This is a genomic window from Eubacterium sp. BIOML-A2 (assembly GCF_009680135.1).
In the GTDB taxonomy this organism is placed as follows: Bacteria; Bacillota; Clostridia; order Lachnospirales; family Lachnospiraceae; genus Faecalicatena; species Faecalicatena contortus_B.
In genome coordinates this window covers 1-1,868 of record NZ_WKZK01000118.1, presented here as the reverse complement: position 1 = coordinate 1,868, position 1,868 = coordinate 1, and the positions used below count along the sequence as shown (strand labels likewise).

At 39.1% G+C, this 1,868-nt stretch carries 1 protein-coding gene; it reads left to right on the top strand.

Annotated features, from left to right (window positions below):
- Positions 1 to 102: 102 nt before the first annotated feature.
- Positions 103 to 1,572, top strand: a complete 1,470-nt coding sequence (locus tag GKG43_RS22690) for an ISLre2 family transposase (RefSeq protein ID WP_129880149.1) — start codon at positions 103 to 105, stop codon at positions 1,570 to 1,572.
- The last annotated feature ends 296 nt before the right edge of the window (positions 1,573 to 1,868 follow it).

Below are 1,868 nucleotides of genomic sequence, written 5' to 3'. Positions count from 1 at the left end.
GCTAGCGTAAAATTTTATTCGGATTAAATGAAAAGAGGACACCACTTTGTGATAAAGTATTTATGGCTTGCAACCAAATACACACAAAGGAAGGTGTCCTCTATGATTAACAGTATAAGATATTTTGAAGAAGAATGCATCAACAGATTTGAAAAATTGGAAGATGATTTCATGAAAGAGCCTCAAAAACTGGCAGAGTATGTCCTTGGTCTCACAGAAGAACTGCACAACTTAGGACTTAGAATGATACAGGAATCTCTGGAAGAAATGAATGGAATGCTCCAGAAAAGCCAGAAACGTCTACAACACTGGGTGGTAGAATCTCACGAAACAAAGCAGCTGATCACCTCATTAGGAACTGTCACATTTGAAAAGACTTTATTCAAAAATAAAGAGACAGGTGAATGTGAATATCTGCTTGACCGGATTTTAGGATTAGAAAAGCATGAACGCATTAGTGAAGATGCTCTTGCACGAATGCTTAAAGAAGCAGTTCAGAGCTCATACAGACGAGGTGGAGAAGAAACAAGTCTGACAACAGACGTTAATAAGCAGACGGTCAAAAATAAGATTCATGCATTGGAATTTCCCCGAAATGAGGAAAAGCCGGAAAAGAAAAAAGAAGTAGAATACCTGTATATTGAGGCAGACGAAGATCATGTATCGTTGCAGTTCCGTGAGAAAAAAGGAGATTTGGTGGAAAATGAAAATCATCAGAAAAACAACTGCTTAATTACAAAACTCGTTTATGTTCATGAGGGAATTGAAAAAGAAGCACCAAAGAGTAATCGCCACAAACTTGTGAATCCCTATTATTTTTGTGGAACCAGTTATGGAGAAGAAAATGCAGAGTTTTGGGATGAAGTTTATGAATATATCAATAATCACTATGACCTCGATAAAGTAAAGAAAATTTATTTGAATGCAGATGGTGGCGGATGGATTAAGTCGGGCATGAGAAGGATAGCCGATATCACATATGTACTAGATGAATTTCACATTGAAAAATATCTGACAAAGCTGACGAGTCATATGAAAGACAGCCGGGAAGATGCAGCGGATGAGTTAAGGACTGCAATACGAAGCAAGACAAAGAAAGATTTTGAAGAAACCGTGGAACGTTTGGAGAGTTGTCTGGAAAATGAGACAGGAATGAAGCGGATTGCAGATGCAAAGGAATATATCCTTTCAAACTGGACAGCCGCAAAACTAAGATTAAGACATCAAGATGGCGTAACAGGAAGCAGTACAGAAGGTCATGTGAGCCACGTATTGTCAAGCAGGATGAGCTCGAGACCGATGGGCTGGAGTATAAAGGGTGCAACAAAAGTGGCAAAGCTAAGGGCGTATGCTCTTAACGGTGGAGATATGTTAGAACTGGTAAGATATCAAAAAAGAGAATTACCGAAAGCTATAGGCGCAGAATACGATATTTTAAGCAGTGCAGAAATCCTTCAATCGGAAAAAAGCAGACACGGAGAGTTGGGAAAGTATGTAGACAGTATGAGCCATAGCATTTCGCTTCAAAACAAAAAAATAGTGTACTTCAATTCGCATATTTGGGGATTATAGAAGGTACACATGAAATGTGAGAAAGAGGCTTATTCCTCTTAATTACAAAGAAGACCAGAGACTTTCAGTTGTCAAGGACAACGCCGTAAACGGTGCAGAGCATCCTTGACAACTGAAAGCCTCTGGTCAAAAGCACAGCCAAGAGGAATAAGTCGGAGTCTGCCCAGAAAGAAAGCTGGGCTTGCTTTGTATACCAAAAAGATGTATATTAAACCCACAAGTCATTGTCTGATACTTTATCAGTACATCATGGGTGAACTCTACACCATTATTTCCGAAGGTAAATTTACGCAATC